Source organism: Pseudomonas sp. S06B 330 (genome assembly GCF_002845275.2).
Lineage (GTDB): Bacteria > Pseudomonadota > Gammaproteobacteria > Pseudomonadales > Pseudomonadaceae > Aquipseudomonas.
Genome location: NZ_CP088149.1, coordinates 957,317 through 980,938, shown reverse-complemented (window position 1 = coordinate 980,938; position 23,622 = coordinate 957,317). Strand labels below are relative to the sequence as shown.

Genomic DNA, 23,622 nt, shown 5'->3' with positions numbered 1-23,622 from the left:
AATGGGGGGTGGATTTTTCAGCCGCTCACCAGATGTCGGAGCCGTCTATCACTAAGCGTTTGATCTCAGGTGCGGTGATCATGAACAATTCCCGCCCGGTTGGCCATGCATTCCAGTCAAACGGCTACGGTTTGTACAACCTAAGGGTCATGCTCCTCAGTGACCAGCCAGCGCAATCGATGACTACCGCTTCCACGAGGCCTTCCTTGTGGTCTACGTTGCCTTCCTCGGTTGGTCGTAGATCCGGTGTGTCCGGCAATAAGAGGACGATGGCGGAGCTGATCGTCAGGGAAGGCATCGCGGTATGGATCATCAACAATTTTTGGAGCCGAAAATGTTGTACCGGCGCCTAGCCAGGCGCGCTGGATTGCAGTGTGCTAAAACAGATCATGAGCATGGTCGAAGGATCCTAGGCCGATACGTACTAGCAGTCAGTGGGAAAAGTCTCCCTCGAACCTGACTTCAGGACTCTCGCAGGTTGAAGAGACACTGGTTCGGTACCGTACATGTCAACGGGCGCATAGCCACAGTGCAACTTGAACCCTTAAAACTAAAGAGCAGCCATGACCCCTAACGCCTTTGTGAATGCACTGTCAGAGCTGAAGCTAGACAACGTGTTCAATCCTTACGCTGACAAATGCCCTGTCCATGATCGCAGCGATGCTGTCGCCGCGCGCCGGCGTAATCTTCGTGGCTACCTCAAAGCTGCGACCGATATCGGTGTTGACACTATCTGGATGGGACGAGACCTCGGGTACCGAGGAGGGCGTAGGACCGGGTTAGCACTGACCGATGAGTTCCACCTACCCGAAATGATGGAGCGCTATCCCGGTTCAACTTTCAAGCAGGCAACGGTTGGCCCTGCGGTGGTCGAGCGTACTGCGTCCGAGATCTGGTCCGTGCTCAGAGCACTTACCCTCCCGCCGCTGCTGTGGAACGTATTCCCGTTTCATCCCCATGAGCCTGGCAATCCATTCACCAACCGGAAATTCACTGCACATGAACTACAAAAGGTCGACCAACTCAACGAGACGCTGATCAAATGGTTGGGAGTACGCCGGGTTGTAGCCATTGGCGGAGATGCTTATAACTACGCAAGCCGCTTCGATGTTGAAGTCGTTCCAATCCGCCATCCGAGTTACGGCGGCATCAAAGATTTCCGCAACGGGATGAGCGCCTTGTACAAAATTCCCGTGGAGACATTCAGCTCGAAACGCCAAGGCTCGCTGTTCTGATCAGGAAAACGCTGCGAGCATCAGGTAAGCGGCGCGTTCGTTGCCTCAATAATGCATGGATGGAAATACAGGTCAGGCGCCTCACTCCCGGTCGGCCTTGTCGTTGACGAACTCGTGCAAAATTATCAGTCCGCGCATGCTTGACTAAGCCTCCTGCCCTCACCAATGCAATTGATGCACCTCCCTCAGTTCTAGCTTGTCATCAGTCAGATACAAACCGGGAGGAGTCGGTCTGGACTTAGTCATCGGATTGCCGCGGTCGGTCTACGGTTTCCACAACAGCATTCAAAGCGAATCCGTCGTGTTCAGGTTTTTCTGGTTCCCGATTGCGGAGGAGCCTTGTGGAAGGTGGGATCAGGTTTTCGAGGATGCGTTGAGGGTTCTCAGGCGGGCGGGTTTTTGCGGTGCATTTGGAGGCGACCGGTTAGGTTCTGGCAAGGCTTTGCCTTACATCGCCAGCAATGTTGGCTCCCAGCATATGCGAAGATGGATCGGGTTTGGCCGGTTGGCGCTGGACGCGGCCGGAGATTTATTGCGCGTCCAAGGGCTTATTCGCCGGCCGCGGCTGCGTAACGCAAAGGGCAGCAATGGGGCTTTTATGCCGCTCCCTACCTAGCATTAAAGTGGGTGGTCGTAGCTCTCATTGGAGCCCAAAAATTTCCAGTTCGATTCCACGGAAAGCCATAACTAGCTGATTTGTTTATAGATACCCTATGAGGTACATCAAAAAATCCACCAAATTCCAGCCCCACGAAAACCGGGCCCTCCCGGCCAACAACCGTCCGTCTGTCTCCGCACCAGTTCAGGTTCCATTGAAGGCTTTCAAAATCTCTGGAACCCCCGAAAAACCCGCCTTCTGGCGGTTTTTTTTCGTTATGGTCGCAAGCTGACCATTCGCGAATGGCAGCAATGGGGTGTGGATTGCTGTCAGTCGTACCCATCGAAATCAGACCCTCGCTCAGAGGTTGAACACCCACGTTTTCTGTAAACGACAAGCGAGCAGCCGCACGGTCAGCAAATAGTAGTACCGCGTCGCATCGCTGCGTCGATTTAGGCGATGCTCAAGAAACCAAGCCACATGCTTTTTCTGCCAAGCCCAAGGCGTCTGTCGCTGCCAGCATTCCGAGATTTCAGCTTGGATGATTCTCGCCTGCCGCAAATGGCGTAACCGCGTTGCGTGCGATCCGGTCAGCACGCCGGCCAAGAACAACTCCATATCGAATGGTTTACTCATGTGCATCCTCCAATGTAGGCAGCGACCACATCGATCCGAGCGTGCCCCAGCTCGTAGCTGATTTGCCTCCGGGCTTCACGATCAAGGTTCCTTTCTAACTGGTGACAGTGGCCGCCATTGATAGGTGCGTGGTGCTGTGTGATTTGCTCATAGCGCTCACAGGCGTACGCCGACCGTAGCTCATGGAAGCCTTTGAGATCGTGTGAATGCAGGATTTCCCGCGCAGGGCGAATGATTTCTCGCAGAAGATTCAGGTAGCTTTCGTGTGGCGCAATCAGGTTGCGGCTACCCCCAGGCGACACTTGCAGTGCAAACTCAAGTGCACCTCGCATATGGTCGTCCACCGCAATCCAACGTGGCGCCGACGCTCCAGCGCGGCCACCTTTGGTGCCGTCCTGAATGTTGATCCTGCCTAGGTCTTCAGCCTCACGGCTCAGCCGTGGCAGATCAGCCAAGATGGCCTCACGCAAGCGCATACCGGTGGTTCGCGCCAACAGAATGATCGCGGCAGCCCTTAGCTGATGATGGCGGCAAAGCGCATCGACGATCTGTTTAACCTGTTCGCGGTCTTGGCCTTGCGGCACCGAGTTGCGAACTCCGCTCCGCTGCATACCCAACGCCTTACTCGGACTTGGAAGTTTCACATGCTGATCACCGCGAAGCGCCGCCATGGTCCTGTTAACGCTGGATAGCCGATTTTGTGCGGTGCTGACGGCGAGGTCACCGCGCCCAACCACGTCGCGCAGATATGCCGCGTAGTCGGCCAACACTTTCCGATCAATCCGCCGCGCATCATTGATACCTGGCCCTTTTTCGGAGCGGCACCACTTCACGAATGCCTGCCATCGACCACTGTGCGCCTTGACCGTACCGTAGTGGCCACCGCCGAACATGTCTTTCAGTGCCTGCGGCCCTGCGTAGCTTAATTGCCTGCCGTAGTCGAAATTACGACCATCGCGTCTACCCATCAATGCCATATCGGTCACCTCATCTGCCGTTCTCCGACCCTCGCCCCACGTCATCCCGCCAAGAATGCTGAGTGTTATCAGGGATCAAGGCCCCTGCGACCTGTGGGGATGTCCTCTAACGCGGGACTGGCGGCTCCTTACGTCCGGGAGCAAGGGCATCTCATGATCCGGCCTCCTGAGCACCGTTACCGGTGGGCGGGTGGAGGCTGCATTGGCTGACGAGACCATTGCGCGAGATCCTGAGCCAGGTGCAAGCAGCAATGCGATGACCGGGGCATGCCTGACTGTCAGTCAGGTGCAGTCCCTCCTTGGCCTGCGGCACCATCATCTACAGCGCTGTTGCTGGTGACATCGGCGTTTGTCACGCCGATTGTCACGAGTGGAGTAGCCGCAAAGCCAGGAGCGATGAGGGCTGCAGCAGTGTCAGGAGAGCCCGTCTCTTTCCAGTGAAAGAGACGGGCGCAGGTTGGCGCAAGATTCGGCCAAGCGGATAGGTTGCTGCAGGGCAGCGAAGTAGGAGGTATTGCCTGGCGCACGAGGACCATGATCTGAAGTAGGCATCCATCACCGGGGAGGTGACCGGGCGAGCTGCCGGACGCGAATCGCCATTTGGGGGGGAGAACCACCGCGAGAGCGGCGTGACCTTTAAGGTTCGGGTCACCTGGGGTGCTGTCATCGACAGCGCTTGCACGGCCAGTTCTACGCCTGTGGATAAACCCGGTCAAGGATCGAAATTCGGCGCTATTGAGGACGTGAAATGCGGTTATCCACCGGTGGAATTCCGTGGTAAATCCTGGACAACATCGTGGCTTTTAGCTCTTCAAAGTGAGGTCCATCCAAACAGGGCGGCTTTGCAGCCCTGCTTGGATGGACCCGCGTGAAAGAGCAGCCAGCGCCGATCTTGCAGGCTCACCCACGATTGAATGCGCCATGGCCATTTGGCAAGGCTGTGACATTATCGCCTACCGGATGGGCAAACTCATGCGGAGTGACATGGCCCGACCTGTTGGCATCGATGTAATTACTCCACCAAGCCATGATCAACCGACGCTGCTCCAAAAATTGGGCCTTATGGATGTACGCAGCGCGCACGCGGTTACGTTCCTGATGACTCATCTGCCGCTCAATCGCCGCGTCCGTCCACAGCCCTGATTCGAGCAAGGCACTACAAGCCATGGTCCTGAAACCATGCCCGCAGATGTCCTTGGTGGTGTCGTACCCCATATTGCGCAGCACCTGGTTAACCGTATTCTCCGACAAGGGTTTCCAGTACCTGTGATCACCGGGCAACACCAGTTCAGAGAACCGATTCAAGCTGCGTAGCCGTTCAAGGATTTCGATGACTTGAGGCGACAGCGGCACTATCTGAATGTCCCCACTCATCTTGGTCCCGCGTGTGGAATAGCGGACACCTTCAATCGGCTTACGGGTATCGGGGATCTCCCACATCGCCCGTTGCAGGTCGAATTCATCCCACCGCGCGAAGCGCAGTTCGCTGGAGCGCACGAATACATGCAGCGTCAGCAGCACTGCGAGCCGGGTCAGCTCGCGACCGGTGTAGTTGTCGATTCGGCTCAACAATTCAGGAAGGCGGTTCAGCGAGAGCGCAGGACGGTGCACGGTACGCGGCGCCTGAATCGAGCCAGCCAGATCGAGCGCCGGATTTTGAGTGATCTGTCGCGCTCGCTTAGCGCCCCGCATGATCGTAGATAGGTAGTTCTGCACACGCAGCGCAACATCCATCGTGCCGCGATCTTTGACTCGCTGGGTGACCTCAAGCAGATCATGGGTGTCGAGCTCAGCGATAGGCCGCTGACCAATCAGTGGAAACACATGGGTGCGCAACCTGCTCAGCACCGTCTTGGCATGGCCCTCAGTCCAGCGCCGGGACATTTCGACGTGCCACTCCAAAGCGACGGTTTCAAACAGAAGACTCGCACGCTGGGCAGCGATCTTGGCCTTCTGCTTTTCTTCCATCGGATCAAGGTTGTCGAGCAACAAAGCCTTGGCCTCATCACGCTTGGTCCTCGCGACGGCCAACGAAACGATGGGGTACTTGCCGATGATCAGCGTGCCTTCCTTGCCACTGGGTTTGAAATACCGCAGCCGCCAAGTCTTCGAGCCACAGGGCGTGACGTACAGGTACATACCCCCGCCGTCGAACAGTTTGTAGGCGCGATCACGCGGTTTGGCCGTGCGGCATTTGAGGTCGCTGAGCGGAATGGCTAGGCGTGGCATAGGGGTACGTTCTCCATTCAGGAAAGACGCTGTACCCCAAAAATACCCCCGGTTATTGGGGATTTTGTTGGTTCCCGACGAAGGGTCGTGGAAACAAAAAACCGGCCAGAAGGCCGGTTTAGAGGGCTTCCAAAGCATTCAGCGGAATGCAGTGGAGCTGGATGTGGTGCCGGAGACAGGAATCGAACCTGCGACCTTCGCGTTACGAGTGCGCTGCTCTACCGACTGAGCTACACCGGCGTGGCGTCAACGCTACCACTGCCGGATCGCTTACGCAATTCACTGTTTAATAACAGCTATTGCTCACTGCGCAGCAGCACTTTCGGCGGCCTTGCAACCGGCTGGGGCGAGGTCTTCGCTGAGGTCGCTGGTGCATGCCCACCCCGTGGTCGAACGGGTCAGGGTGAGGGTTTTGCCCTGAGCGATGGCCGGGGCGTCGGCCAGGGTGCAGACGATGCTGCCAACGCCAGTAGCCGCTGTGCCGGTGGCGGTGATGGCGCAGTTGCTGGTGCTGGCCTGGCCTCCCAGGGCGGCGACGTCGGTGACGTCTTTGCCTTCGTTCAGGCGCAGGTCGAACGGGGTTTTCAGCGCGGATATTTCAACCAGCGCGGCGGTCGCTTTGGTTCGCACCTGGTGGTTGGTGTACAGGGGTAAGGCGATGGTCGCCAGGATGCCAATGATCGCAACCACGATCATCAGTTCAATCAAGGTAATGCCGCGTTGCCCTTTCATGGACGTTCTCCCTCGCAAAATCGGTTCGTGTCGGCAGCGCACCTGGTGTGGCTGCGAACAGGCGCGCCAGTAGGCCCGAATAGACACCTTTTGTCACCCTGCGCCTGTGATTCGGCCATGCTCGCTCGACTACTCTAGTGAGCGGCGGGCACCTCTGCTCGCTGCACCAGCCACGAAGCTGTTTCGGGGTTTGTGCGGGCCACGCCACAAGGATGTCGCGATGACCGAAAAAACCTATTGCTACCGCTGGCAAGGGACCTCTGCACAAGGGGCGCTGGTGTGTGGCGAAAGCCGCGGGCGCAGCCCTGCCCTGCTGCGCGCTGAGTTACGCAAGCGCGGTATTCGCCCTGGCAGGATCGAGCGGGCACACGCGGGGCTCTGGCGCCGACAGAGTACGCTGGGCACTCGCGAGCTGAGCCAGTTCAGCCGCCAACTGGCGAGTTTGATCTGCTCGGGCGTGGCGCTGGTGCAGGCGCTTGAGGTGATTGCCCAGAGCAGCAGCAATTCGGCGCTGACCACCCTGCTTGGCGCGCTGAAAACTGATATCGGCGCAGGCTGCACTCTGGCCGATGCCTTGCGCAGGCAGCCGCGCTATTTCGATGCGCTGTACTGCAACCTGATTGCGGCCGGTGAACAGTCGGGCAGTCTGGAAACGGTGCTGGAGCAGGTCGCCAATCTGCAGGAGCAGCGCCAAGCCATGCGTGCTCGGTTGAAGAAGGCCATGACGTATCCACTGATTGTGCTGCTGACCGGTTTGGGCGTTTCCAGTTTGTTGCTGCTCGAGGTGGTGCCGCAGTTTCAGGCGATGTTCAGTGGTTTTGGCGCTGAGTTGCCGGCCTTTACGCGGCGGGTGATTGGTTTGTCCGATTGGTTGAGGCAGTACTTCGGTTGGTTGTTGCTGTGCCTGCTCGGCGTTGGCTGGAGCCTGCGCCAGGCCTATCGACGTCAGGCGGCTTTTCGGCTGCGCTGTTTGGGCCTGGCCTTGAAGCTGCCGATTGTTGGCGACTTGCTGAGCAATGCCGCCCTCGCCCGCTTCGCCCGCACCTTGTCGACGTCGTTTGCAGCCGGAGTGCCGCTGGTGGAGGCGCTGGGGCCGGTGGCCGGTGCCTGTGGCAATCCGTTGTATGAGCAAGCGGTGCTACGCCTGCGCAAGGACCTCGCCAGTGGCCAGTCCTTGAGCTTGGCGATCGCCAGCAGCGGTCTGTTTCCGCGGCTGATGCAACAGATGTGCGCCATCGGTGAGACAGGCGGGACGCTGGACGCTATGCTCGCCAGAGTCGCCAGCCATTATGAAAGCGCCGTCGAGCGCTTGCTGGACAACCTGGCCAGCCTGCTCGAACCTTTGATTGTGTTGATTCTCGGGCTGCTGGTGGGCAGCCTGGTGATCGCCATGTACCTGCCAATCTTTCAGCTGGGTAGTGTGATCTGAACATGGACCTGATGGATACGCTGGCCAGCCAGCCGCTGCTGTACCTGGGTTTTGCCCTGCTGCTGGGGCTGGTCGTCGGCAGTTTTCTCAACGTGCTGGTGCATCGTTTGCCGATCATGCTGCAACGCCAGTGGCAGGTGGAAGCGCGGGAGGTGCTCGACCTGCCCGAAGAAGCCACGCCTGAGCGTTACAACCTGTGCCTGCCCGCTTCACAGTGCCCGCAGTGCGGGCATCGTATTCGCCCTTGGGAAAACATCCCGGTAGTGAGTTACCTGTTGTTGCGTGGGCGCTGTTCCCGTTGCCGCAGCGCCATCAGCGTGCGCTATCCGTTGGTAGAACTGGGCTGCGCAGCGCTGACGGTGTTTGTCGCCTGGCAACTGGGGGCCAGCAGCAGTACGGTCGTCGTGCTGTTGTTCAGTTGGGGCCTGCTGGCCATGAGCCTGATCGACATCGAGCACCGGCTGTTACCCGATGTGCTGGGGCTGCCGCTGTTGTGGCTGGGGCTTATCGTCAATGCCTTCGGGTTGCTGGTGCCGCTTGAGGATGCGCTGTGGGGCGCGGTTGTCGGCTATTTGAGCCTGTGGTCGATGTTCTGGCTGTTCAAGCTCATCACCGGCAAGGAAGGCATGGGCTACGGCGACTTCAAGTTGCTGGCGCTGATCGGCGCCTGGGGCGGTTGGCAGGTTCTGCCGCTGACGCTGCTGTTGTCGTCGGTGCTGGGGGCGGTGATCGGGCTGATTATGCTGCGGGTTAAAGGCCTCAAGGCCAGTACGCCGATCCCCTTTGGTCCTTATCTGGCCATCGCGGGCTGGATCGCTCTGCTCTGGGGTGGTCAAATAACCACTTCTTACCTGAAATTCTCTGGATTGTGATGACCACCGCTGCTTTCACTCCCTGGATTCTCGGCCTCACCGGCGGCATCGGCAGTGGCAAAAGCGCTGCGGCGCAACGCTTTGTCGAACTGGGTGTGCACCTGGTCGATGCCGATCAGGCCGCGCGCTGGGTGGTCGAACCCGGGCGTCCGGCCCTGGCCAGTATCGTTGAGCGCTTCGGCGCCGGTGTACTGCAGGAGGACGGGCAACTGAACCGTGCGGCGCTACGCGAGCTGATCTTTGCCGATCCGGAGCAACGGCGTTGGCTGGAGGGGCTGCTGCACCCCCTGATCGGTCAGGAGATTTTCAGTTACCTGGCCAAGGCGGAGTCGCCGTATGCGGTGTTCGTTTCGCCGCTGATGGTCGAATCCGGCCAGTTTCAGCGCACCCAACGCCTGCTGGTGATCGATGCCCCGACCGAGCTGCAAGTGCAGCGCACGCTGCTGCGCGACCAGACCAGCCCGGAACAGGTCCAGGCCATTCTCAAGGCCCAGGCCAGCCGCGAAGAGCGCCTGCGCCATGCCCATGATGTGCTGGTCAATGACCGCGACCTGAGCTGGCTGCATTCGGAGGTCGACCGCCTGCACCACTTTTACCTGACTTTGCGAGGAGGCCAAGCATGAGCCAACCCATGACCGTAGAATGCCCAACCTGTGGCGCCCCTGTTGAATGGACCGAAGCCAGTGCGTTTCGGCCGTTCTGTTCCGATCGCTGCAAGTTGATCGACCTGGGGGCCTGGGCCGCTGAAGAGCACAAGATTCCGGTAGCACCGGATGCTGAAGACGATCTGTTCTCTGGCGAGCTCGAGCCACGCGCCCACCATTGATCCTCAGCGCCCGGAGTCGTCGTCCTTCCACGGTGCCTGCAAATAGCGGGTGCGGTTGAAGGTCTCCAGCCACTCCGGGCAGAACACTACCAGGGCGCTGACCACCATGCCGTTGATGAAGGCTTCGGGGAAGATGATCAGCCACAGGTAGCCGATAAAGTCTTCAATCCACTCCGGCATGACGAACAGCCCGTCGTACCACAACAGGCCCAGTCCGATCAGCAGGCACAGCAGTGCCGCCAAGGCTGCGGCAAAAAATCCCGAACAGAAGATGTAAACGAAGAGGTTTTTCGGCTGCGCGCGTTCGACCAGAATGGCGCAGGCTTCGGTGACCAGCACCGGCAGGCCGATGAACAACAGGCCGTTGACGCCCATGGCCGCGAGGTCCTGGCGCCCCATCAATATGAGCCCGATCTGGGCCAGCAAACCGCCAACAATCGCCAGCGGCCAATCCAGCAGCAAGGTCACCGCCGTCATACCGATGAAGTGGTAAGACACGCCGTTGTCAAAGTCGCGCCTGACCAGCCACAAGGCAAACAACGCGAACACCGTGCCGAACAGCAGGTGCTGGCGGCGACTGTCGGTGAACAGTTCAACCCAGCGCGTCCGCGCCACCGCCCACACCAGCAGCACGACATAACCGACCCAGCCCAGGGTCAGGCTGTGGTCAGACAGCACTTGAGCATCAATCACGGACCTGCGCCCTTCTACGATGGAAGTGCTGGCAGTCTACACCTGCAGACAGTGACCAGCGCCGCCAACGACTTTATTCATGAAGCCACAATTGAACGCTAAGCTTGTCCCCATGGACGACTCAGACTACTTGCGCCTGCTCACTATTCAGGCCGAACAAGCCAATGCGTTTCTTTCCAATGCCCGTAAATGGGAACGCGAGCGTTGGGTCTGCCAGCGCCTGCTGCAAGGCTTGAACATTCCTTACCGCAGCGAAGACTTCAGCCCTGCTGGCCAGGAGCCGCCTGATGTACTGTTTCGTGACGCGGCCTTCGAGGTGTTTTTCGTTCTCGACGAAGGCCGTCGGCTCAATGATGAATGGCGCGAGGAGTTGCAACGCCGACGCAGCGCCTTTTCCTTGAGCCAATTGGTACGCCGCGAGGCGCGGCCACGGCGCATCAGTGCCCAGGAGCTGCTGCAACGCCTGGCGCCAACCTTGCGCAAAAAATCCCACAACTACCAGGAACGCGGGCTCGACCTGAGCGAACTGGACATCATCGCCTTCGCCAGCCTCAAGCGCGAAGTGCTTGACCTCAACAGCCACTTCCCACCGCCCACCGAATACCTGCGCCAGGGCTGGCGCTCGCTGTCACTGGTTGGGCCGACCTTCGCCCGAGTGCTGTTTGCCCACCCGGACGCACCGGATTTTCTGCGCGGCAACCTGGGGCGCAGCATTGTCTTCGACGTGGGCATCAGCCTTTGAGCTGGCCCCCTGCCAACGCGTAATGGCATAAATTCGGCGGCGGTGATACAAAGCGCAATCATTCGTCATTAAGACGGCGCTGTGACTGCGCGCTGAGCCCTGGGCAAACTACTACAGTGAACCGTGTAGCTTCTTTTCAGTCACAAGCGTCTACCTGACGAGGCCCTCATGACCAGCCGCCTGAATCCCGAAGACCAACGTCGTGTCGATCAATACCTGCAAGCCCCCCAGCATCAAGTCGAGCGCAAGCCTTTCCGGCCGTGGCTGCTCCTTTGCATGGTGGTGCTGGTGACGATTGGCCTGGGCTTGTTGAGCCGCCTCTTGAGTAACCTGGTGCTATGAGCTGCCTTGCGCTCGCCCGAACCGCCCGCCCTGTGCGGCCGCCCACTCGAGACCCGAATTCCGTAAACCTTATGAGATATCTCCATGACTCACCGTATCGTGATTGTCGGCGGCGGCGCCGGCGGCCTGGAACTGGCGACCCGCCTGGGTAAAACCCTGGGCAAGAAGGGCAGCGCCAGCATCACCCTGGTCGACGCCAACCTGACGCACATCTGGAAGCCATTGCTGCACGAAGTTGCCGCTGGCTCGCTGAACTCCTCGGAAGACGAACTGAACTACGTGGCCCAGGCCAAGTGGAATCACTTCCAGTTCCAGCTCGGGCGCATGAGTGGCCTGGACCGTGAGGGCAAGCAAATCCAGCTGGCCGCGACCCTCGACGAAGAGGGCCGTGAGCTGCTGCCTGCACGTACCCTGGCGTATGACACGCTGGTGATCGCGGTTGGCAGCAACACCAATGACTTCGGCACCCTTGGCGCGGCGCAGAACTGCCTGTTCCTGGATACCCGCAAGCAGGCTGAGCGCTTCCATCAGCAGCTGCTCAACCACTACCTGCGTGCCCATGCCGGTGACCAGGCCAACGAAACCATTAGCGTGGCGATTGTCGGTGCCGGTGCTACCGGGGTTGAGCTGGCCGCTGAGTTGCATCACGCGGCGCACGAGCTGGCGGCCTATGGCCTGGATCGCATCCAGCCCAAGGACATGCACATTACCCTGATCGAAGCGGGCCCGCGGGTGCTGCCGGCGCTGCCTGAGCGGATCAGCGTGCCTGTGCACCAAACCCTGGAAAAACTGGGGGTCACGGTGATGACCAACGCTTCGGTTAGCGAAGTTACGGCCACTGAGCTTAAAACCAGCAATGGGGATGTGATTCCGGCGAGCCTCAAGGTCTGGGCGGCGGGTATTCGTGCACCGGGTTTCCTCAAGGACATCGACGGGCTGGAGACTAACCGGATCAACCAATTGGTGGTGCGCCCTACCCTGCAAACCACCCTGGATGACGATATCTTCGCCTTTGGTGATTGCGCCGCCTGCCCGCAGCCGGGCAGCGACCGTAACGTGCCACCGCGGGCCCAGGCGGCTCACCAGCAAGCGTCGATGTTGGCCAAGTCGTTGAAGGCTCGCTTAGAAGGCAAGCCGTTGCCGACCTATGCCTACCGTGACTATGGCTCACTGGTGTCGCTGTCGCGTTTCTCGGCGGTGGGTAACCTGATGGGCAATTTGACCGGCAGCGTGATGCTTGAGGGGTGGTTGGCGCGGATGTTCTACGTGTCGCTGTACCGCATGCACCAGATGGCGCTGTATGGCACCTTCCGCACGTTGATGCTGATGTTGGGGAGCCGGATTGGGCGTGGTACAGAGCCGCGCTTGAAGCTCCATTAAAATGACTGCCCCCTCGTAGCCGCTGCCGCGAGGCTGCGATCGGGCGTGAAACGGCCGTAAAACCAGGCACCGCAATTCGCCAAGCCCAACGAGGTGCCCGAGTTGCGACTGCTCTGCAGTCGATCGCAGCCTCGTGCCTCGGCAGCGGCTACCGCAAGCAAAAACGCTAGCGCTCCACCACTTGGTGGGGCGTTACGATATCGATTCTTACATCCGCATCGGCCATTTCGGCGACAACGGACGACAGCTGGTCAATAGGAACCACCACTTCAACCGTTTGCCCAGACACCGACAAGCTACCCGGTACCAGCTCCGCGCCATGAGAGGCCAGTTGCTGCTCTATTCCACATTCCCAGTCGAGTAAGGCCGAGCGCCATTTGTCCCGGGTGTAACCCGCCGCAGACAGGCGACATTGAGCGGTCACTCGCACGGCTTCGACCCCAGCAGAGGTTTGCTCGGTCAAACCCAGTTGGCGCAGTTTTTCAATCTCTCTTGTCTCGACCATGGCGATCCACCACTCAGTCCTGTGATCACTACACAGGACAATAGCACCTATCCCACCTAGCTTAACGTGACCCGACCAACGCCTACGACGTTTACCGGCAAGCCCATTGCCGTCGTTGCGTCCAGGATCGCCTTGCGCATTGCCGACACCGTTACGCTCTGGTTCTGACTACGGCGCTGCTGCAGCAACAAGGCCGCCACCCCAGCAACGATAGGCGTCGCCATCGAAGTGCCACTCTTTCTGCCAAACAGATCTGCACGCATTGGCGTGGGTTCCAAGCTACCGTCTGTTTGCCTTGGCACGGGTGTCGTGGACATGATGTTGATGCCCGGCGCGACCAAATCCGGCTTTTCTGTGCCATACGCAGAAGGGCCACGACTGGAGAATTCTGCGGGTAAAAAGGTTCTCTTGGAGATTGCGCCGACGGTGATGGCGCCCCTGGCTTGGCCAGGGCAACCCAGCTCGGTATCAATCAGGTGACCATACCCCATACGCCGCAGGGCATCGGCGCGGGCATGCTCGTTACCCGCTGCCACACAGACAATGGCGCCAAAGGTGCTGGCGTTGTCTACGGCAGTGCACAAGGGGCAACGCCCGTCTGGACAAGCCCAACCATGCCCACGATCTGACCAGGCCGGCAGATGATTGAAGCCAAGGCTCATGGAAATGATGTCGGCCTTGAGATCAAGTGCAGCATCTATGCCCTGGACAATGGAGGTATGTCGGCCACTGCCGTCATGACGCAGGACCTTGATGTTCAGCAGCTCAACATCCGGTGCCACACCTCGATAGAGGCTGTCCCGCGAGGCGATGCTGCCGGCACAGTGAGTACCGTGAGACCCGGGAATGAGAAAGTCCTCACCACACGTCGAGACAGAGTCGGTAACACTGAGGAAGGGGTGTTGAATGTCGATGCCTGAATCCAATACGGCAACCCTTACGCCCGCCCCCGTCAGTTGACCGTGTTGATTGCGATACCCATCCAGGCCAATGTCGATACAGGCGTCATCCATCAATGTGGGATTGACGATGGGGTCGAGCTCTATCAGGCCGATTTCGTTGAGCTGCGCCATGCCTTCAACTTGCTCAGGCCGGAATGCCCCCGCGATGGCCCCCGCCAGATACAGCGGCTTGGCCTGCCCACCACTCAAGACCTGATTGACCGCTGATACTTCGTGATCAAAGCGCTGCTTGTATTCCTCCCACCCCTCACCATGCCGAGGACGCTTGGTCGTTAGCTTCACTACCAAGGGTATTCTGTCCGGGCTTTCGCCACTTCCCACATGAGCAGCTATCGACCACAGCGCCTGGCCTTGCAGCTCAGCGGAAGGGCTTTCGATACGACTTAATACGTTACGTAGCAGGGGTCCGATCTTGGTCATGGCGAGCATCCTGATATGAGTGCAATCGGGATGCTGAGGCCCCACAGGCCCCCACAAAGCGCATCCTTACTCGAGCAAGCAAAGACCAGCCCCCTGCTTTTAGCAAGCGTGTGCAGCTACCCGGACAAGCTGGGGCTGACGGATAAAAAGCGCTATCTGAGTACCCGATACGTGCTCTGCACAAAGCCATTTTCAAACGTGGTGCTGCGCAGGTGCTGCAGCAGCACATCCTTGGCCAAGGCGCCGAACAGGGGAATGCCACTGCCCAGCAATACCGGTATCCGGGTGATGGTCAGTTCATCCACCCGCCCTTCTCGCAAGAAACTCTGTACGACCTGGCCGCCATCGAGGTACAGGCTCTTGGCCCCGGTCTCCTGCAGGTGGTCGATCAACTGCGCCAGCGGCCCAGGATGCACCTCGACATGCGGCCCCGCATCCGCCTGACGCAAGGTACTGCTCAACACCACCACCCGTTTGTGCGGATAGGGCCACTCACCAAAGGTCAGGACTTTTTCGAAGGTATTGCGCCCCATGACCAGGGTATCGATGCTCGCCATGTAGGCGGCGTAGCCGTGGTCGTCGCTGGAGGTGGTGGCAACCATCAACCAGTCCAGCTCGCCGCTTGCACGGGCAATGAAGCCATCGAGGCTGGTGGCGATGTAAACGGAGGCTTTGAGGGTCACGGCGGGCAGCTCCCTTGCAGGTTATTGCCCGATAGTAGCAGGCAAACATTCAGGGCTGCAGAAACGAAAAAAGGGCACCCTTTGCAAGGTGCCCTTTTCTCTGAATATGGTCGGGGTAAGGGGATTCGAACTCCTGACATCCTGCTCCCAAAGCAGGCGCGCTACCGGACTGCGCTATACCCCGGTAAAAAAAAAGCACCGATTAAGGCGCCTTTTTTACGGCTGGACGCTAATGGCGTTCCAACCTTTTAAGATCCAAATCCAGCGAACCGGACTCGAAAATGGTGGGTCGTGTAGGATTCGAACCTACGACCAATTGGTTAAAAGCCAACTGCTCTACCAACTGAGCTAACGACCCAAAAATGGTCGGGGTAAGGGGATTCGAACTCCTGACATCCTGCTCCCAAAGCAGGCGCGCTACCGGACTGCGCTATACCCCGGCTTGAAATTTGGCTCCGCGACCAGGACTCGAACCTGGGACCCAATGATTAACAGTCATTTGCTCTACCGACTGAGCTATCGCGGAACTATCAATTTCAATTACTGCAATTTCGAAAACTGTATCACTACCGCTTCGAACTCTTCGACCTTGTGCATCGCTGCGTTCATGTCTCTGAGGCGCGCTATTCTACAACCTTCAAAACCCTTGTCAACCCCTAATTTGCATTCAACTTACTGATTTGCAACTTTTTTTCAGATTCCCAATTTTGCCGGAAACCTGCGGGGTGACATACAGCGGGGCGCACTTTACAAGCACTCGAGAAAAAATGCAAAGAAAAAAGGCCTCGAATTTCGAGGCCTTAGCGTAACCCACCGAAAAATCAGGCGAAGACGATTTCCTCGCCCTCGACTTTGGCGGTAATCCCGGTGCCTGGCAGGAACTTGCCGGCCAGGATCATCTGCGCCAACGGGTTCTCGATCCAACGCTGGATGGCCCGTTTCAGAGGCCGTGCACCGTAGACCGGGTCGTAGCCGACAGCGATCAGTTTATCCAGCGCTTCGTCACTCAGTTCCAGGCTCAGGTCGCGCTCAGCCAGACGGCTGCGCAGACGGCCCAGCTGGATCTGGGTGATACCCGCGATCTGATCGCGGCCCAGAGGCTCGAACACCACCACTTCGTCGATCCGGTTGATGAACTCAGGGCGGAAGTGCGAACCCACCGCATCCATCACCGCGGCACGCTGTGCTTCCCGATCACCGACCAATTCCTGGATCTGCGCCGAGCCCAGGTTGGAAGTCATGACGATCACGGTATTACGGAAGTCCACCGTACGTCCGTGGCTGTCAGTCAGGCGACCGTCTTCAAGCACCTGCAGCAAGACGTTGAACACATCCGGGTGCGCTTTCTCGACTTCGTCGAGCAGCACCACCGCGTAAGGCTTGCGCCGTACCGCTTCGGTCAGGTAACCGCCCTCTTCGTAACCGACATAGCCAGGGGGTGCACCGATCAGCCGCGCCACGGAATGCTTCTCCATGAACTCGGACATGTCGATCCGCACCATCGCCTCTTCGGTGTCGAACAGGAACTCGGCCAGCGCCTTGCACAGTTCGGTCTTACCTACACCGGTTGGGCCGAGGAAGAGGAACGAGCCACTTGGCCGGTTCGGGTCAGAGAGCCCTGCGCGGGAGCGACGCACGGCGTTGGAGACTGCCACCACAGCTTCTTCCTGACCGATCACCCGCTCGTGCAGCAGGCTTTCCATCTTCAGCAGCTTGTCCCGCTCGCCTTCGAGCATCTTGGCCACCGGAATACCGGTCCATTTGGACACCACTTCAGCGATTTCTTCCTCGGTTACCTTGTTACGCAGCAGCTGGTTTTCGGCCTTGCCGTGCTGGTCGACCATCTGCAGGCTGCGCTCCAGGTCCGGGATCACCCCGTACTGCAGCTCGGCCATGCGGCTGAGGTCGCCCTTGCGGCGCGCGGTTTCCAGCTCCTGACGCGACTGTTCGATTTTCTGCTGAATCTGCGCAGAACCCTGCACTTCGGCTTTTTCCGAGGTCCAGATTTCTTCCAGATCCGCGTACTCACGCTCCAGTCGAGCAATCTCTTCAGTCAGTTTTTCCAGACGCTTGAGCGCCGCTTCGTCTTCTTCTTTCTTCAGCGCCTGGGATTCAACCTTAAGTTGAATCAGGCGGCGCTCCAGGCGATCGAGCACTTCTGGCTTGGAGTCGATCTCCATGCGAATGCGGCTGGCCGCTTCGTCAACCAGGTCGATGGCCTTGTCCGGCAGTTGCCGATCAGTGATGTAGCGATGGCTGAGCTTGGCCGCGGCAATGATCGCGCCGTCGGTGATCGCCACCTTGTGGTGCACCTCATAACGCTCTTTGAGGCCACGCAGGATGGCGATGGTGTCTTCTTCGCTCGGCTCTTCTACCAGTACTTTCTGGAAGCGCCGCTCAAGGGCTGCGTCCTTCTCGATGTACTGACGGTATTCGTTCAGGGTGGTGGCACCGACGCAGTGCAGCTCACCCCGCGCCAACGCGGGTTTGAGCATGTTGCCGGCGTCCATGGAGCCCTCGCCCTTACCGGCGCCCACCATGGTGTGCAGTTCGTCGATGAACAGAATGATCTGCCCTTCTTGCTTGGACAGCTCATTGAGCAGGCCTTTGAGGCGCTCTTCGAACTCACCGCGGAACTTGGCACCGGCAATCAGCGCGCCCATGTCCAGCGAAAGCAGACGCTTGCCTTTAAGGCCGTCTGGCACTTCGCCGTTGATGATGCGCTGGGCCAAGCCTTCAGCGATGGCGGTTTTACCCACACCAGGCTCACCGATCAGCACCGGATTGTTTTTGGTCCGCCGTTGCAACACTTGAATGGTGCGGCGGATTTCATCGTCACGGCCGATCACCGGGTCAAGCTTGCCGTCTTCAGCGCGCTTGGTCAGGTCGACGGTGTACTTATCCAGGGCCTGACGCGACTCTTCGGCGTTGGGGTCATTGACCGCCTCGCCACCACGCAGGTTGCTGATGGCGTTTTCCAGGGCTTTTTTGGTCACGCCCTGGCCGAGCAGCAACTTGCCGAGCTTGCTGTTTTCGTCCATGGCCGCGAGCAGCACCAGTTCACTGGAGATGAACTGGTCACCCTTCTGCTGCGCCAGGCGATCGGCCTGGTTGAGCAGACGCGCCAGGTCCTGCGACATATTCACGTCGCCGGTCGGGTTCTGGATTTTTGGCAGTTGGTCGAGCTCTTTGCTCAACGCCTTGCGCAGGCTGTTGACGTCAAAGCCCACCTGCATCAGCAGCGGCTTGATCGAACCACCTTGCTGATCGATCAACGCTTGCAACAGGTGCGCAGGCTCGATGGCGGGATGGTCCATACCAACGGCCAGGGATTGGGAGTCGGATAACGCCAGCTGTAATTTGCTGGTCAAACGGTCTATTCGCATAAGTTACCTTCCTTTTATGGGCAGGCCGGAGCGATGGACACACCTGATGAAGATAAACCTGCCAGAGATACCCCATTAGATGAGGGTGATTCTGGCGGTTTCAAGCTTAGCGGGGTTGATTCAGATCAGCGCGGATCAAGCCAGACCAGCGACGCGAAGCGTCCACCTTGCGGCGTTTGCCGATAAGAGTAGAAGCGTGGATCGCTGACGGTGCAAAAACCACCCCCATACACCGCCGTTACGCCACGGGCAGCCAGACGCAGGCGCGCCAGCTTATAGATGTCGGCCATCAATTTATCGGGGCCGGCACCGGGCACAAAGGCCTGGGCAGTTTCCGGATGAACGGTCGTGAAGGCGTCGCGCACTTCCAACCCGACTTCGAAGGCTTGCGGGCCAATCGCCGGGCCCAGCCACACCACTACCTCTTCCGGCGCCAGGGCCAGACGATCGAGGGTGGCTTCGATCACGCCATTGGCCAGGCCACGCCAGCCGGCGTGGGCGGCAGCGACTCGGGTACCGGCACGGTCGCAGAACAGCAGCGGCAGGCAATCGGCGGTCATTGCCGTGCAGGCAATACCGGGCGTGGCCGTCCAGCTGGCGTCGGCCTCGGCGATCACGCCCGGGTCGGCATCTGCCACAACCACGCCATGCACCTGCTTGAGCCAGGCTGGCTGGATGCCGAACTCGGTGCTCAGGCGGCGGCGGTTTTCGGCCACCGCAGCAGGCTCATCGCCGACATGATCACCGAGGTTGAAGCTCTCGTAGGGCGGCAGGCTGACCCCGCCCAAACGCGTGGTGACGCACGCACGAACCCCGGCTGGCGCAGGCCAGTCCGGGATCAGCAAGGCGTGCGTCAGCTCACTCATCCAACAAACGCCTCACGGTCCTGCTTGAGCAGCGACAGCAGCCAGACGAAATCGTCCGGCAGCGCCGACTCCCAGCCCATACGCTCGCCCGTCACTGGGTGATCCAGTTCCAGGAAGCGCGCATGCAGGGCCTGGCGCGGGAAGGTCTTGAGGGCATCAACCATGGTCAGGCTGGCCGCTGGTGGAATGCGGAAGCGACCGCCATAGACCGGATCGCCGACCAACGGGAAGTTAACGTGGGCCATGTGTACACGGATCTGGTGGGTCCGGCCGGTTTCCAGCTTGACCCGCACGTGGGTGTGCGAGCGGAAGCGTTCCAGTACACGGTAGTGGCTGACCGCTGGCTTGCCGCCTTCGGTCACCGCCATGCGCTGACGCTGCCCGCCGTGACGACCGATCGGCGCATTGATCTTGCCGCCTGCGGTCACCACACCGATCACGATGCATTCATAGATGCGGCTGACACTGCGACTTTGCAACTGGGCAACCAGTTGGGTCTGCGCCTGAATGGTCTTGGCCACCACCATCAGACCGGTGGTGTCCTTGTCCAGGCGGTGGACGATGCCGGCACGCGGGACATTGATGATGTCCGGTACGTGGTGCAGCAGTGCGTTGAGCAGGGTGCCATCGGCGTGGCCAGCAGCCGGGTGGACCACAAGCCCAGCGGGCTTGTTGATCACCAGGATGTGGTCGTCTTCATAGACGATATCCAGCTCGATGTCCTGGGCCACCCACTCGCCTTGGGCTTCCTGCTCGGCGTCGAGCGCCAGCAGCGCACCGCCGTGGACGATATCGCGCGGACGCAGGACAGCGCCATCCACCGTCAGGCGCCCCTCCTTGATCCAGGTGGACAGGCGCGAGCGCGAGTGCTCAGCGAACAATTGGGCGGCGACTTGGTCGAGGCGTTGCCCGCCCAATTCGGACGGCACCTCTGCGCGAAGTTGAATGATCTCGGACATGCTCGAATCAGCGGGCGGCACAGCCTTTGGTTTCGACTGCACGCTTGTGGTTAAATACGACGTCTTTTGCCCCGGGTGTTGCATCGGGGTGCTCATCATAACAGGACGGCCACGCCCAAGACAGCGGCCGTCATAGGGACGCAAGCCGCCATGCAAGTGAAACACCTGCTGCTGATCGCCATCCTCGGACTGACCGCTGCTTGTTCTTCGAAGGAAGTCGTCGACGAAAACCTGAGCGAAGCCGAGCTGTACCAGCAGGCGCAGGCCGATCTGGACAACCACAGCTACACCAGCGCCACCAGCAAGCTCAAGGCGCTGGAGTCGCGCTATCCGTTCGGTCGCTATGCCGATCAGGCGCAGCTCGAACTGATCTACGCGAACTATAAGAACGCCGAACCTGAAGCCGCCAAATCGGCCGCCGAGCGCTTCATTCGCTTGCACCCCCAGCACCCGAACGTCGACTACGCCTATTACCTCAAGGGTCTGACGTCTTTCGACCAGGACCGTGGCCTGCTGGCGCGCTTCCTGCCGCTGGACATGACCAAGCGTGACCCGGGTGCTGCCCGCGACTCCTACAACGAGTTCGCCCAGCTGACCAGCCGCTTCCCTAACAGCCGCTACTCGCCAGACGCCAAGCAGCGCATGATTTACCTGCGCAACCTGCTGGCGGCCTACGAAATCCACGTCGCTGACTACTACCTGACCCGTCAGGCCTATGTCGCCGCCGCCAACCGTGGCCGCTATGTCGTAGAGAACTTCCAGGAAACCCCAGCAGTCGGCGACGGCCTGGCGGTGATGACCGAAGCCTATATGCGTCTGCACCTGGACGAACTGGCCGCCACCAGCCTGGAAACCCTCAAGCTCAACTACCCGGATCATCCAAGCCTGGTCGACGGCCAGTTCGTGCCTAAGCAGGACGAAGCCGACAACCGCTCCTGGCTGTCCAAGGCCACGCTGGGCCTGATCGAGAGCGATGCGCCGCTGCCGCCGGGCGAAACCCGCGCCAACCAGGACGTCATCCGTCAGTACGAAGATGCCAAGGAAGCCATCCCGGCCGAACTGCAGCCTAAAGAGGGCGACGCGGTTGAGGAAGAAGAACACGAAGCGCAAGGCAACAACGACGACCGTTCCTGGTTCAGCTACATGACCTTTGGCGTGTTCGACTGATCGAACATGTAACAGATAAAGGGAGGCCCAGGCCTCCCTTTTTTCATGCCCGAGCCCTAGACTGAAGGCTCTTCACTGACAAAGCTGGACACCATGGTTCGCCTACTTTTCTGGATTGCCCTGATTGCCGCTGCTTTCTGGCTGTGGCGCAAGTTCAAGGCCAGCAACGCTGCTGCGCCCGACAACGGTCTTGAAGACCCGTTGAAGATGGTGCGCTGCGCCCATTGTGGCGTGCACCTGCCCAATGACCGTGCCCTGCGTTTGGGCTCGCAGTGGTACTGCAGTCAGGCGCATCTGGAACAAGGGCCAGGTTCGCAGCGCTAGCCTGGCCCCTGTAGCCGCTGCCTTGCCAGCGATGCAGGCGCCGAGCAACAACTAACCGTGCGCTGATCCCATCGCCGGCAAGACCGGCTCACACAAAGCCAACAGGCGTTTACATCAAACGCCCTGCCGGCGCATAAGGTAGGGGATCGATGATCGGTTCACGGCCTAGCAGCAGATCAGCGAACAACTGACAGGACGCCGGCGCCAGCACCAGACCATTGCGGTAATGCCCACAGTTCAACCAGAGTCCTTCCCAACCCGGTACTTCACCGATGTAGGGAATGCCTTCAGGCGAGCCAGGGCGCAAACCTGCCCAATGCGCGACCGGCGTGGCATCCGCCAAGGCCGGCAACAACTCCACCGCAGAAGCTTTCAAGCTCTCCAGCGCCTCGGCAGTCGGGGTCTTGTCGTATCCGGCATGTTCCAGGGTGCTGCCGACCAGAATGTGCCCATCACGCCGCGGGATCGCATAGCGCCCTTTGGCCAGGACCATGCTCGGCAAGAAGTCTTCGGCGCATTTGAAGAGAATCATCTGCCCTTTGACCGGCTCGATCGGCAATTCCAGCCCCAAAGGCCGCAACAGATCACCGCTCCAGGCGCCAGCAGTCAACACCACGCAGTCACCTGCAATCACGCCTTCAACGGTCTCTACACCCGTAATCCGCTCGCCGTCGCGGCTGAATCCGGTGATTTCGCAGTGCTCGCGAATGCTCACATTGGGCATGGCCTGCAGTGCCGCGCGAAGGGATTTGACCAAGCGCGGGTTACGCACGTTGGCCACGCCCGCCATATAGATTGCCCGCTGAAATCCCGAGCCAAGCACCGGCACTGCGTCATAGGCAGCCGAGATATCCACAGCGCTCAGGGGGCGCCCTTCCCGCTCAGCCCAAGCCAAAGCCTCGGCTTCGTCTTCCAGGTCCAGCCAATACAGGCCAGTGGTATGCACTTCGGGGTCCACACCCGTACTGGCAAACAAACGCTCAGCCAGCTGTGGATAAAAGTCCTGCGACCAATGCGCCAGCGCCGTCACGGCCGGGCTGTAACGCCAAGGGTAAAGCGGCGAAACGATGCCACCACCGGCCCAGGATGACTCCTGCCCCAGCTCACCGCGATCACACAGCACCACCTGTTCGACCTCGGCCGCCAGGTTGAACGCCGTCAGCAGGCCGATCACTCCGCCGCCGACTATCACTACTTGCTTGGTCATCTATCGATCCAACTTCTGAAGTAAATCGCGAAAGGCTTCAGCCACCCCAGCAGCCCTTGCTGGCATCCTCGGCGCTTTGCCGATTGCCGCGCACACCCGCCTGGTCAAGCACATAGTCGCCGCACCGATCAGCCGTCATCAGGCCGCCAGGCAGGCGTCGTGCCAACAGGGTGAAGGACTCCTTGTCGCGTACTGCGTGCAAGCTGTAGTGATCCGTCCCGCTCACCAGGGGAGTCACCACCGCCTCACTGTCGCTGTACTGCCCCGCACGTGAGTAGTGACACTGCAGTTGCTGTGCACTGGTGAACAGCACGCCGACAACTTCCGTACGTGCCGCTTTTCTGACCTGGTCGCTGTAACTGGGGTAGGCAATGCTCGCCAGAATGCCGACCACGGCGATGACAATCAACAGTTCGATCAAGCTCAATCCTTTCTGCTGGTGCATTCACCTG

Annotated in this window: 23 protein-coding genes and 5 tRNA genes; 10 read left to right on the top strand and 18 right to left on the bottom strand. The window is 59.6% G+C overall.

Annotated elements, in window-relative coordinates:
* Nucleotides 1-563: 563 nt before the first annotated feature.
* Entirely contained in the window at nucleotides 564-1,235 is a 672-nt protein-coding gene (locus tag CX511_RS04670) for a uracil-DNA glycosylase (protein WP_101291930.1), read from the top strand.
* A 958-nt stretch (nucleotides 1,236-2,193) separates the two neighbouring features.
* Here the strand turns inward: CX511_RS04670 and CX511_RS04665 are convergent.
* From CX511_RS04665 to CX511_RS04645, 5 genes are all read right to left on the bottom strand, one after another.
* Entirely contained in the window at nucleotides 2,194-2,469 is a 276-nt protein-coding gene (locus CX511_RS04665; protein ID WP_101291928.1) for a hypothetical protein, read from the bottom strand.
* Entirely contained in the window at nucleotides 2,466-3,446 is a 981-nt protein-coding gene (locus CX511_RS04660) for an integrase domain-containing protein (RefSeq protein WP_101291927.1), read from the bottom strand. Before CX511_RS04660 ends, CX511_RS04665 begins: the two co-directional genes overlap by 4 nt.
* A 900-nt stretch (nucleotides 3,447-4,346) precedes the next feature.
* Nucleotides 4,347-5,675, bottom strand: coding sequence for a tyrosine-type recombinase/integrase (locus tag CX511_RS04655; protein ID WP_101291926.1), 1,329 nt, complete (start codon nucleotides 5,673-5,675; stop codon nucleotides 4,347-4,349).
* Nucleotides 5,676-5,839: 164 nt separating this feature from the next.
* Nucleotides 5,840-5,915, bottom strand: a tRNA-Thr gene (locus CX511_RS04650).
* Nucleotides 5,916-5,978: 63 nt separating this feature from the next.
* On the bottom strand, nucleotides 5,979-6,407 hold the full coding sequence (locus tag CX511_RS04645; RefSeq protein WP_101291925.1) for a pilin: 429 nt from the start codon (nucleotides 6,405-6,407) through the stop codon (nucleotides 5,979-5,981).
* A 220-nt stretch (nucleotides 6,408-6,627) separates the two neighbouring features.
* Between CX511_RS04645 and CX511_RS04640 the strand changes: the two genes are divergently transcribed.
* Genes CX511_RS04640 through yacG form a run of 4 tightly spaced genes read left to right on the top strand, consistent with a single transcriptional unit; the run spans nucleotide 6,628 to nucleotide 9,534 of the window.
* Entirely contained in the window at nucleotides 6,628-7,836 is a 1,209-nt protein-coding gene (locus CX511_RS04640) for a type II secretion system F family protein (protein WP_101291924.1), read from the top strand.
* A 2-nt stretch (nucleotides 7,837-7,838) separates the two neighbouring features.
* Nucleotides 7,839-8,708 carry a prepilin peptidase gene (locus CX511_RS04635; protein WP_101291923.1) on the top strand — a complete coding sequence of 290 codons (870 nt, stop codon included), beginning with the start codon at nucleotides 7,839-7,841 and terminating at the stop codon, nucleotides 8,706-8,708.
* Nucleotides 8,708-9,331 (top strand): dephospho-CoA kinase, encoded by a 624-nt coding sequence (gene coaE, locus CX511_RS04630; RefSeq protein WP_101291922.1) that lies wholly within the window; start codon nucleotides 8,708-8,710, stop codon nucleotides 9,329-9,331. Before CX511_RS04635 ends, coaE begins: the two co-directional genes overlap by 1 nt.
* A complete protein-coding gene (gene yacG, locus CX511_RS04625) occupies nucleotides 9,328-9,534 on the top strand; it encodes a DNA gyrase inhibitor YacG (protein ID WP_101291921.1) in 207 nt (68 codons plus the stop codon). Before coaE ends, yacG begins: the two co-directional genes overlap by 4 nt.
* A gap of 3 nt (nucleotides 9,535-9,537) precedes the next feature.
* Here yacG and CX511_RS04620 read toward each other — a convergent pair whose 3' ends face one another.
* Nucleotides 9,538-10,227, bottom strand: a complete 690-nt coding sequence (locus CX511_RS04620; RefSeq protein WP_045190403.1) for an energy-coupling factor ABC transporter permease — start codon at nucleotides 10,225-10,227, stop codon at nucleotides 9,538-9,540.
* 112 nt (nucleotides 10,228-10,339) lie between these two features.
* On the opposite strand from CX511_RS04620, the gene CX511_RS04615 reads away from it, so the two are divergent.
* From CX511_RS04615 to CX511_RS04605, 3 genes are all read left to right on the top strand, one after another.
* Entirely contained in the window at nucleotides 10,340-10,969 is a 630-nt protein-coding gene (locus CX511_RS04615; protein ID WP_045190402.1) for a DUF1780 domain-containing protein, read from the top strand.
* Between the two features lie 168 nt (nucleotides 10,970-11,137).
* A complete protein-coding gene (locus CX511_RS04610; RefSeq protein WP_036989987.1) occupies nucleotides 11,138-11,311 on the top strand; it encodes a DUF3094 family protein in 174 nt (57 codons plus the stop codon).
* A gap of 84 nt (nucleotides 11,312-11,395) precedes the next feature.
* A complete protein-coding gene (locus CX511_RS04605) occupies nucleotides 11,396-12,691 on the top strand; it encodes an NAD(P)/FAD-dependent oxidoreductase (protein WP_045190401.1) in 1,296 nt (431 codons plus the stop codon).
* A gap of 166 nt (nucleotides 12,692-12,857) precedes the next feature.
* Here CX511_RS04605 and CX511_RS04600 read toward each other — a convergent pair whose 3' ends face one another.
* The 10 genes from CX511_RS04600 to rluD form a co-directional block, all read right to left on the bottom strand.
* The gene (locus CX511_RS04600; protein WP_045190400.1) at nucleotides 12,858-13,196 is read right to left on the bottom strand and encodes a hypothetical protein; all 339 of its coding nucleotides are present in this window, start codon (nucleotides 13,194-13,196) and stop codon (nucleotides 12,858-12,860) included.
* 56 nt (nucleotides 13,197-13,252) lie between these two features.
* The gene (locus tag CX511_RS04595) at nucleotides 13,253-14,578 is read right to left on the bottom strand and encodes a S8 family serine peptidase (RefSeq protein WP_158239990.1); all 1,326 of its coding nucleotides are present in this window, start codon (nucleotides 14,576-14,578) and stop codon (nucleotides 13,253-13,255) included.
* A 152-nt stretch (nucleotides 14,579-14,730) separates the two neighbouring features.
* Nucleotides 14,731-15,261 carry a dihydrofolate reductase family protein gene (locus CX511_RS04590; protein ID WP_045190397.1) on the bottom strand — a complete coding sequence of 177 codons (531 nt, stop codon included), beginning with the start codon at nucleotides 15,259-15,261 and terminating at the stop codon, nucleotides 14,731-14,733.
* Nucleotides 15,262-15,368: 107 nt separating this feature from the next.
* Nucleotides 15,369-15,445: transfer RNA gene (locus CX511_RS04585), tRNA-Pro, on the bottom strand.
* 98 nt (nucleotides 15,446-15,543) lie between these two features.
* A tRNA-Lys gene (locus tag CX511_RS04580) sits at nucleotides 15,544-15,619 on the bottom strand.
* Between the two features lie 5 nt (nucleotides 15,620-15,624).
* Nucleotides 15,625-15,701: transfer RNA gene (locus tag CX511_RS04575), tRNA-Pro, on the bottom strand.
* 10 nt (nucleotides 15,702-15,711) lie between these two features.
* Nucleotides 15,712-15,787 (bottom strand) — tRNA-Asn (locus CX511_RS04570).
* Between the two features lie 295 nt (nucleotides 15,788-16,082).
* Nucleotides 16,083-18,647, bottom strand: a complete 2,565-nt coding sequence (gene clpB, locus CX511_RS04565; RefSeq protein WP_045190394.1) for an ATP-dependent chaperone ClpB — start codon at nucleotides 18,645-18,647, stop codon at nucleotides 16,083-16,085.
* Between the two features lie 125 nt (nucleotides 18,648-18,772).
* The gene (gene pgeF, locus CX511_RS04560; protein ID WP_045190392.1) at nucleotides 18,773-19,513 is read right to left on the bottom strand and encodes a peptidoglycan editing factor PgeF; all 741 of its coding nucleotides are present in this window, start codon (nucleotides 19,511-19,513) and stop codon (nucleotides 18,773-18,775) included.
* Nucleotides 19,510-20,472, bottom strand: a complete 963-nt coding sequence (gene rluD / locus CX511_RS04555; protein WP_038998723.1) for a 23S rRNA pseudouridine(1911/1915/1917) synthase RluD — start codon at nucleotides 20,470-20,472, stop codon at nucleotides 19,510-19,512. Before rluD ends, pgeF begins: the two co-directional genes overlap by 4 nt.
* 150 nt (nucleotides 20,473-20,622) lie before the next feature.
* On the opposite strand from rluD, the gene CX511_RS04550 reads away from it, so the two are divergent.
* Both CX511_RS04550 and CX511_RS04545 read left to right on the top strand, forming a co-directional pair.
* The gene (locus CX511_RS04550; RefSeq protein WP_045190390.1) at nucleotides 20,623-21,639 is read left to right on the top strand and encodes an outer membrane protein assembly factor BamD; all 1,017 of its coding nucleotides are present in this window, start codon (nucleotides 20,623-20,625) and stop codon (nucleotides 21,637-21,639) included.
* Nucleotides 21,640-21,732: 93 nt separating this feature from the next.
* Nucleotides 21,733-21,963 carry a PP0621 family protein gene (locus CX511_RS04545; RefSeq protein WP_045190387.1) on the top strand — a complete coding sequence of 77 codons (231 nt, stop codon included), beginning with the start codon at nucleotides 21,733-21,735 and terminating at the stop codon, nucleotides 21,961-21,963.
* A gap of 109 nt (nucleotides 21,964-22,072) precedes the next feature.
* Here CX511_RS04545 and thiO read toward each other — a convergent pair whose 3' ends face one another.
* Both thiO and CX511_RS04535 read right to left on the bottom strand, forming a co-directional pair.
* Nucleotides 22,073-23,170: a glycine oxidase ThiO gene (thiO, locus tag CX511_RS04540; RefSeq protein ID WP_101291879.1), complete on the bottom strand. Its 1,098-nt coding sequence runs from the start codon at nucleotides 23,168-23,170 to the stop codon at nucleotides 22,073-22,075.
* A gap of 37 nt (nucleotides 23,171-23,207) precedes the next feature.
* The gene (locus tag CX511_RS04535; RefSeq protein ID WP_101291878.1) at nucleotides 23,208-23,615 is read right to left on the bottom strand and encodes a type IV pilin protein; all 408 of its coding nucleotides are present in this window, start codon (nucleotides 23,613-23,615) and stop codon (nucleotides 23,208-23,210) included.
* Nucleotides 23,616-23,622: the final 7 nt, after the last annotated feature.

Excerpts from the sequence above, each read along its gene's own strand:
- CX511_RS04535 (WP_101291878.1), bottom strand. The coding sequence starts at position 23,615 with ATGCACCAGCAGAAAGGATTGAGCTTGATCGAACTGTTGATTGTCATC.
- rluD (WP_038998723.1), bottom strand. The coding sequence starts at position 20,472 with ATGTCCGAGATCATTCAACTTCGCGCAGAGGTGCCGTCCGAATTGGGC.
- CX511_RS04545 (WP_045190387.1), top strand. The coding sequence starts at position 21,733 with ATGGTTCGCCTACTTTTCTGGATTGCCCTGATTGCCGCTGCTTTCTGG.
- CX511_RS04610 (WP_036989987.1), top strand. The coding sequence starts at position 11,138 with ATGACCAGCCGCCTGAATCCCGAAGACCAACGTCGTGTCGATCAATAC.
- CX511_RS04660 (WP_101291927.1), bottom strand. The coding sequence starts at position 3,446 with ATGGCATTGATGGGTAGACGCGATGGTCGTAATTTCGACTACGGCAGG.
- CX511_RS04550 (WP_045190390.1), top strand. The coding sequence starts at position 20,623 with ATGCAAGTGAAACACCTGCTGCTGATCGCCATCCTCGGACTGACCGCT.
- CX511_RS04665 (WP_101291928.1), bottom strand. The coding sequence starts at position 2,469 with ATGAGTAAACCATTCGATATGGAGTTGTTCTTGGCCGGCGTGCTGACC.
- CX511_RS04600 (WP_045190400.1), bottom strand. The coding sequence starts at position 13,196 with ATGGTCGAGACAAGAGAGATTGAAAAACTGCGCCAACTGGGTTTGACC.
- CX511_RS04635 (WP_101291923.1), top strand. The coding sequence starts at position 7,839 with ATGGACCTGATGGATACGCTGGCCAGCCAGCCGCTGCTGTACCTGGGT.
- CX511_RS04645 (WP_101291925.1), bottom strand. The coding sequence starts at position 6,407 with ATGAAAGGGCAACGCGGCATTACCTTGATTGAACTGATGATCGTGGTT.
- CX511_RS04595 (WP_158239990.1), bottom strand. The coding sequence starts at position 14,578 with ATGACCAAGATCGGACCCCTGCTACGTAACGTATTAAGTCGTATCGAA.
- CX511_RS04615 (WP_045190402.1), top strand. The coding sequence starts at position 10,340 with ATGGACGACTCAGACTACTTGCGCCTGCTCACTATTCAGGCCGAACAA.
- pgeF (WP_045190392.1), bottom strand. The coding sequence starts at position 19,513 with ATGAGTGAGCTGACGCACGCCTTGCTGATCCCGGACTGGCCTGCGCCA.
- CX511_RS04655 (WP_101291926.1), bottom strand. The coding sequence starts at position 5,675 with ATGCCACGCCTAGCCATTCCGCTCAGCGACCTCAAATGCCGCACGGCC.
- CX511_RS04605 (WP_045190401.1), top strand. The coding sequence starts at position 11,396 with ATGACTCACCGTATCGTGATTGTCGGCGGCGGCGCCGGCGGCCTGGAA.
- yacG (WP_101291921.1), top strand. The coding sequence starts at position 9,328 with ATGAGCCAACCCATGACCGTAGAATGCCCAACCTGTGGCGCCCCTGTT.
- CX511_RS04670 (WP_101291930.1), top strand. The coding sequence starts at position 564 with ATGACCCCTAACGCCTTTGTGAATGCACTGTCAGAGCTGAAGCTAGAC.
- clpB (WP_045190394.1), bottom strand. The coding sequence starts at position 18,647 with ATGCGAATAGACCGTTTGACCAGCAAATTACAGCTGGCGTTATCCGAC.
- CX511_RS04640 (WP_101291924.1), top strand. The coding sequence starts at position 6,628 with ATGACCGAAAAAACCTATTGCTACCGCTGGCAAGGGACCTCTGCACAA.
- thiO (WP_101291879.1), bottom strand. The coding sequence starts at position 23,170 with ATGACCAAGCAAGTAGTGATAGTCGGCGGCGGAGTGATCGGCCTGCTG.
- coaE (WP_101291922.1), top strand. The coding sequence starts at position 8,708 with ATGACCACCGCTGCTTTCACTCCCTGGATTCTCGGCCTCACCGGCGGC.